The organism is Candidatus Stygibacter australis (genome assembly GCA_030765845.1).
In the GTDB taxonomy this organism is placed as follows: domain Bacteria; phylum Cloacimonadota; class Cloacimonadia; order Cloacimonadales; family TCS61; genus Stygibacter; species Stygibacter australis.
Map to the genome: position 1 here is coordinate 1 of JAVCDJ010000133.1, position 7286 is coordinate 7286.

Below are 7286 nucleotides of genomic sequence, written 5' to 3' on the forward strand. Positions count from 1 at the left end.
TCAGTTTACTGACTAATAAAGCCAGTTAATACTGCTTTGCTTATTTTTAAAAGCCTAAGCTACAATTTTTCGAGAACCATTTTCTCCTATTTTCCTGCTATTATGCAGAACTCATTTTTCTCCTTACCAAATATATTACAAAATAACAAAACACCAATAGTGTTGATATGTCAAATATAAAAATAAATTAAGGGGTTAATTATAACTAAACAAATTAGATGAGAATAAAATTAATGTAATTATTATAGCAAAAGAGATATCTATATCAGCGATGATGAGCATTAATTGATTCAATTATTATTAGGTTTAGCGTGAAATATGTGACGAGAGATGATTTATGCAAATCAAATAGCAATTTCCATAATATCCTCCTTTTCTGATCATGATCAGATTTCATGTTTGATCATTTCTTTTCTGATCTGCTTTTAGGGTATTATAGGGGGCGAGATGCTGTGCTGGAGTTTATGGCATTTTATGTGGAAAATGTGAACCACAGCGAACTCGTTTTAAAAAAAAGGTTGATATTATTATTGATAAATATAAAATGTATATTAATAAATTTTGATAATGGAGACTTATGCATAACTACAAAATAAAATACATCGATGATTTCTCTGCCAGCCAGCGTCAGGCGATTGAGGAAGTGGTTGAGCGGGAGATGGGATTGCTTTTGGGGTATTATGAAGAGAGGGATATTGTGCTGGAGTTTATGACATTTTATATGGAGAATGAGTATTTACGGTTTAGTGCTGCTGCTGATGAGCCTCGGAGGATGTGGTTTAAGGTTAATACTTATCAAGAGGATATGGAGGGATTGATTCGGGAGCATCTGCCGGAGTGTCTGGCACATGAATTTCATCACATGGTCAGGTGGAATTTTATTAAGGAATTTCATCTGGCGGAACTGATGATCATGGAAGGTCTGGCAATGCATTTTGCCATTGAAGTTAAGGGGACTGCTGTGCCGCAATATGTACATTCGGTTACGGATGAGCTTATTGAGAAGCTTATGCCGCTTATCAAGCGTGATCTGTTTAATGAAAATTTTGAGCACCGCATCTGGCAGAAGGGTAGTGAGTCAGAAGGTATTCCAGCCAGTTTTGCTTATAGTTATGGGTTTAAACTGGTGGATGAGTATTTATCCAGGCATCCGGGAGTGAAAGCTTCGGATTGCTTTGGGACTGATTGCCGGGAGTTTTATATGGAGTACATCGAGAACGTCGATGTGTCGAGCAGGTAAGTGAGAGTGTTTTTTTTTTGCGGCTGACACCGCACACAGTGACATTATCACTGTACTCCAAAATTATCACTGTACTCCAAAATTATCACTGTACTCCGAAAGTGGTTTTTATATGGAGTACATCGAGAACGTCGATGTGTCGAGCTGATAAGTGAGAGAATGTTTTTTTTGCGGCTGACACCGCACACAGTGACATTATCACTGTACTCCAAAACTCTCACTGTACTCCGAAACTCTCACTGTATTCCGAAAGTGGTTTATATTACGTAAGGAGAATTCATGAGTGGTATCAAATTTTATGAGCATAATCCACCACATCTTTACTGTGAGGGAGGAAAATATTTTATAACAGGGGCAACCTATAAACATCACAATTACTTTGCAGATGATCAGGCAAAAGAATTACTTCTCTATTCAATAAGAAAGGGATTTTCTGATAAAGGATGGATTTTAGAAGACTGGGTGATACTGGATAACCATTATCACTTAATGGTTGATTCAAGGAATAATAACGAATTCCTTCAATCAATTATGAATTCTATCCATAGATATACAGCTACCTGGATTAACAGGCATGATAATTATCCTGGAAGAAAAGTATGGCATAATTATTGGGATACATTGATCACTTATGAAAGGTCATATTTTGCGAGATTGAATTATCTGTGGTATAATCCGGTGAAACATGGATATTGCAGATATGCTGAAGATTATAAAAATGGGAGTTTTAGAGAAAGGTATTTAGAAGATAAAGTATATATGGAAGATTTGAAGGCTGTTTTTCCCTGGGATGAACTGGAGGTATTTGATTTATAACTGAGTGACTATTTATTTTTGCGGCTTGCACCGCACACAGTGACATTATCACTGTACTCCAAAACTTTCACTGTACTCCGAAACTATCACTGTACTCCGAAAAGAGTTTTATATGGAGTACATCGAGAACGTCGATGTGTCGAGCTGATAAGTGAGAATATATTTCTTTTTGCGGTTGGCACCGCAACACAGTGACATTATCACTGTACTCCGAAACTATTACTCTTTTTATTTTGCTACAATCACAAAAAATCTTGACAGAAATAATGGGGAAAGTCAAATTTTTATATGAATGGATAAATAGCTAATAGGGAGTATATTAACAAGGGGGAATACGAATGAGAACACGAGTAATTTTAATTGTAGCACTTTTATTAACACTAACAGTTTTTCTGTGTGGAGAGCAACAAATTCAAGTGCAAACAGCAACAGAGCAGGTTTTAACCCATCAACGCAGTAATAATCGGGAGATTTTTACAATTTTTGAAGAGGATTTCGAAAACGGAGCAACGGACTGGGCTCATTATGATGAGACGGCACCCACGGACTGGAATGAAGCCTGGCATCTTAGTGGTGTAGGAGCTTATGCGGGCAATTCCTGGTGGATGGGAGATGAGGAACTGGGAGGATATACCAGTCATCGTTATCTGGTGCTTGATACTCCGGTAGTAACCCTTTCCGCAACTCCGGAATTAAATTTAATGTTAATTTTGAATTGTGAAGATGTGGGAGGAGATCCACCTTATGATTCCTGGGATGGAGGCAATGTGCGTATTTCGACAGATGGTGGCATAACCTGGGATGTAATAGAGGGGACTCCGGTTTATAATGGTACGAGTTTTTATTCATTTGGCTATGAATTCAATGAAGGACCGGGCATACCAGGCTGGGGAGGCACGAATTTATTCCACAACTGGACGCCGGCGACTTTTGATCTTTCTGCCTATGCCAATCAGGATGTGAAGATCCGTTTTGCTTTTGCGAGTGATCCGGCTTATGATACCGCTGATGATCCGGGGATGTTTGGTTTTAAAGTAGATAATATTGTGATAGATACTTCTGCGGGTACATTTGAGAGTGATGGAGATGGCGCAGCAGGTGATGCATTGATGGTACCCGGTTATGGTGGAGAGACAGCGGGAGATCTATGGCATGTATATGATGATGTCGGATTACCCAGTCCCACTCATGCCATGGGCTGTTTTGATGCCGGAACTGATACTTATGCACCAGGAATGAGCGATTTTATCGTTTCACCAGAGATACAATTACCAGAGGATGGTGAATTGAGCTGGGATATTGGCTGCATTACAATGCTTGATGAAGGTACTTTCCCTGATTGTGATTATATTCATGTGGAAGTGAGATCACAGATACCGGGCGAGAACTGGTTAGCCTGGACTTCTATTTCCAATCCTTTGAATGATCCGAATGGAACAAATTATGTGTTCACGGGATCAATTGCAGAATGGGATACATTTGTGAATGGCTGGGGAATTCAATATGCTGATATCACAATGCTGGCAGGCAGAATGGTGCAATTCCGTTTTGGACTGCATACAAATATAACCGATGAAGTAGTACCAGGGGGATTCAGACTTGATGATTTTTATATTCAGCAGGAATTTTTCCAGGGACCAGGACCAGAGAATCTGGTAGCAGTAGCAGATGGCGGAAATGTGAATCTAAGCTGGGATCCCATCGTGGAAGGTGGCAGCGAAGGCTGGGTACAATGGGATGATGGAGTGAATGATAATAGCATTGGTTTGACTGATGGTGGCACATTATGGGCAGCAGCACGTTTTGACGAGGGTGATATGATGCCTTATGTAGGTGGAGAGATCACTCAGATGGAAGTGTATATTGCCGAAATGCCAGATGAAATGATATTGCATGTGTGGAGTGGTAATCAGGGTGACGTGGAGCTGATGAGTCAGACTTATGTGCCCACAGCTGATGCCTGGAACACAATTGTTCTGGCAACTCCCGTTCCGATAGAGACTATGACCGAATACTGGATAGGATATGAAGTGACAAATGATGATACGGCACATAGTGCTGGTACAGATATTGGACCCGCAGTTCAAGGCAAAGGTGACTATATTGCAACTGATCCCGGAGCCTGGAACGAGTTATATGTCTATGATCTTGATTATAACTGGAATATTCATGCCTATATAGAAGCAGAAGGTAGAACATTGCCATTATTTGCCGGTAATACACGTGATCGAGAGGTTACGGGATATAATATCTGGCGTTCAGATATAAGTGGCGAAGCCTATGAATTTGTAGGTTTTACACCACAGGATGATAACCCGATGTATGTTGATGATACGGCAATTGCAGGAGCCTGGAATTATTATGTGGTAACAGCGCTCTATGATGGCGTGGATGGAGAATATAGTAATGAGGCATCCATATTTGTGATGAGCAATGACATGCTGGAACTGGGATATGATGATGGCAGTGCCGAAGCTGGCATTAATGTGGGTGTTGCCCAGTATATGGGTGTCAAATTCGAACCTGATTTCAGTTATGGTGAATGCACCCTAACTCTCGTAAAATTTTATGTGGAAACAGCCAATACTGGACAATATGTGTTCCGTATCTATGATGATGATGGTGCTGGAGGCATGCCAGGAGCATCTAATTTGGTTCAGTTCATAGTTAATGGTGGAGATATGAATACTGGCTGGAATATGGTTGAGATCCCGGAAGCTAGTTTACCGGCTGTAACATTTACAGAAGGTGCCTACTGGGTCACAATATTTGAGATGGCAAATGCACCTGCTATGGGAAAAGACACAGGCAGCGTGGAAGGACAAAGCTATATAACAGCAAATGGTAACTGGGAAGCAGTTGCTGATGGTAACTTGATGATCAGGTCATATCTTTATTATCCAGCAGGGCTGGGCACTTATGGTGATGTGGACAGTAATGGTGTGATAGATGCTTATGATGCTTCACTGGTTTTGATGCGTGCCGTGATGATGCCGACTCCAGTTGATCCATTCCCGGATGAATTGGGAGATGTGGATGGAAATGGCTTTGTGGAAGCTTATGATGCTGCACTTATCCTGCAGTACGTAGTTGGTATAATCGATATATTCCCGGTTGAAACGCGTATCAATGATATACCTTCAGTAGAGCTTGATTATTACATTGATGGAGAAGATCTGGTTATCACCGCAAGTGGTGAGTTATATTCTGCCAGTCTGGAATTTCCATTTAAATTGGAAGCAGAGAAACTGCAGATCAATGATCAATTTATTTCCGCTGTCTGGGGCAACAAAGTTGCTATAGCATCAGCATATCCGGTAAGCGGAGAAATATTGCGAATTCCTGTGGAAAACATAGTAGAACAGCAAATATTCACATCAGCAAACAGTATCAGGGGTGACTTGATGATCACTGAACCCGTTGTCAGCAGTGGGATCAGATCAATCTATCCTAACCCCTTTAATCCGGAAACCACTATTGGTTATAATCTGGGAGATGAAGGGACTGTGAAGATTGATGTTTATAACTGCAAGGGACAGAAAGTGGAAACTCTGCTTGATGCAAGACAGGAAGCTGGAGAACATTCAGTTGTGTGGTCTGCAGGAAGTAGAGCAAGTGGAATTTATTTTGTTCGGTTGAATGTTAATGGTCAAACTGAACAAAGGAAAATACTGTTGATCAAGTAAAAAACATATTGAGTTAAGATGCGAATGTAGATTGACTTAAGATTTTTCAGGGTGGTAGCAGCAATGCCCGTCCTCAAGTCAATCCACTGGGTACAGTGTCTTAACTCGATAACTTAGCTGGAGAATTTTGTTAATATTGTGAACCGGGTAAAATAAATTTTATCCGGTTCTTTTTTTAATGAGTTCAGTAATAGAAGAACAATTTGAGGGTGATAATTAACAAGAAAAAAAGCAGTAAAATATAGTTGTAATAAAGTACCTAAAATTTACTTAAATAAATAATGTAGAGAATCAGGAAAATATATTGACAGATTTGCTAAAATTATATGATTTTCACATAAGAGAAATTTTTGGGAGAAAATCGAAATTATAATAAAATAAAGCGAGGAGCTTAATATGAAAAAAATCCTGACAATGATTGTTGTTATGTTTATTTTTTGTGGTTTACTTTCTGGTGTTGCACCAGAATGGGAGCCAATCACAGGTGCTCAGTATAATATGGTATTATTTAATACTGTAACGATTGACGAAGTGAATTTCACAAATGAAGATGGAAATATGCTGGCAGCTTTTGGACCGGGTGGGGAAGAAGACTGCCGTGCTGTAGCAAGTTTTTTTGCAGGACCGGATGTCTGGAATATGACCATCGTTTCTAATCTGACAGGCGGTGAGGATATCAGCTTCAAAATTTATTCAGCAGTTTTTGATTGGGTGTTTGATTGTGAAGAAAGCATTCCATTTGAGGTGGATACAACTATCGGTAGTTTAACTGAGCCATATCTTTTGACAGCAACTAATGAATTTAATCATCAGCCGGAAATAGTTTTACCAGATGTGATTGTTGGCAATGAAGATATGGAGATATTAAGAGACTTTAGTGACTATGTATCTGATGAGGATGAAGAAGATGAATTGATATTATCATGTGAGGGCAGTGAACATCTAACAGTGGGAATCACCGGGATGCTGGTGAGTATATCACCAGAGGCAAACTGGAATGGAACTGAATCATTAACGTTTACGGTGGATGATCAAATGGGTGGTGAAGCAGTAGATTATGTGGGTGTAGTAATATTTCCAGTTAATGATCCTCCAGAGATTGATCTGCCTCCATTAGTAGGTTTTAATGAAGATGAAGGATATGAGCTTGATATCAGTGAGATGATCTGGGATGTGGATGGTGATGAGCTGAATATTCTGGCAACAGGAGATAATGTCAGTGTCGATATTCTTGATGGTATAGCCACTTTCAGCAGCACTCCGGACTGGTCTGGGATGGAAAATGTAACTTTCTTTGCTGATGATGGAGTATATAGAGAAATGACAATGGCATTTGTGGTAGTAGTCGTGATGCCAGTAAATGATGCTCCTGTAATAGTGGAATTTATGCCAGAAACAACTGAGATAGAATTTATTGAGTTTGGGAGCGTAAATTTCTCCATTCTGGGAGAGGATATTGATAGCGAGATCAGTTATGTATGGCTGGTTAATGATATTGAAGCTGCCTTAGGTATGGATCTGCATTATGAATTTGATGTGGTAGG

The 7286-nt window shown here is 39.7% G+C and carries 4 protein-coding genes; all 4 read left to right on the plus strand.

Annotated features, from left to right (window positions below; all coding sequences use genetic code 11):
* The first annotated feature begins 577 nt into the window (after positions 1 to 577).
* Entirely contained in the window at positions 578 to 1240 is a 663-nt protein-coding gene (locus tag RAO94_06775) for a DUF2268 domain-containing putative Zn-dependent protease (protein MDP8322035.1), read from the plus strand.
* 279 nt (positions 1241 to 1519) lie between these two features.
* A complete protein-coding gene (locus RAO94_06780) occupies positions 1520 to 2056 on the plus strand; it encodes a transposase (protein ID MDP8322036.1) in 537 nt (178 codons plus the stop codon).
* Between the two features lie 338 nt (positions 2057 to 2394).
* Positions 2395 to 5742: a T9SS type A sorting domain-containing protein gene (locus RAO94_06785; GenBank protein MDP8322037.1), complete on the plus strand. Its 3348-nt coding sequence runs from the start codon at positions 2395 to 2397 to the stop codon at positions 5740 to 5742.
* Between the two features lie 396 nt (positions 5743 to 6138).
* Positions 6139 to 7286 (plus strand): hypothetical protein (locus RAO94_06790; protein MDP8322038.1); only part of this gene is annotated, 1148 nt, incomplete at its 3' end.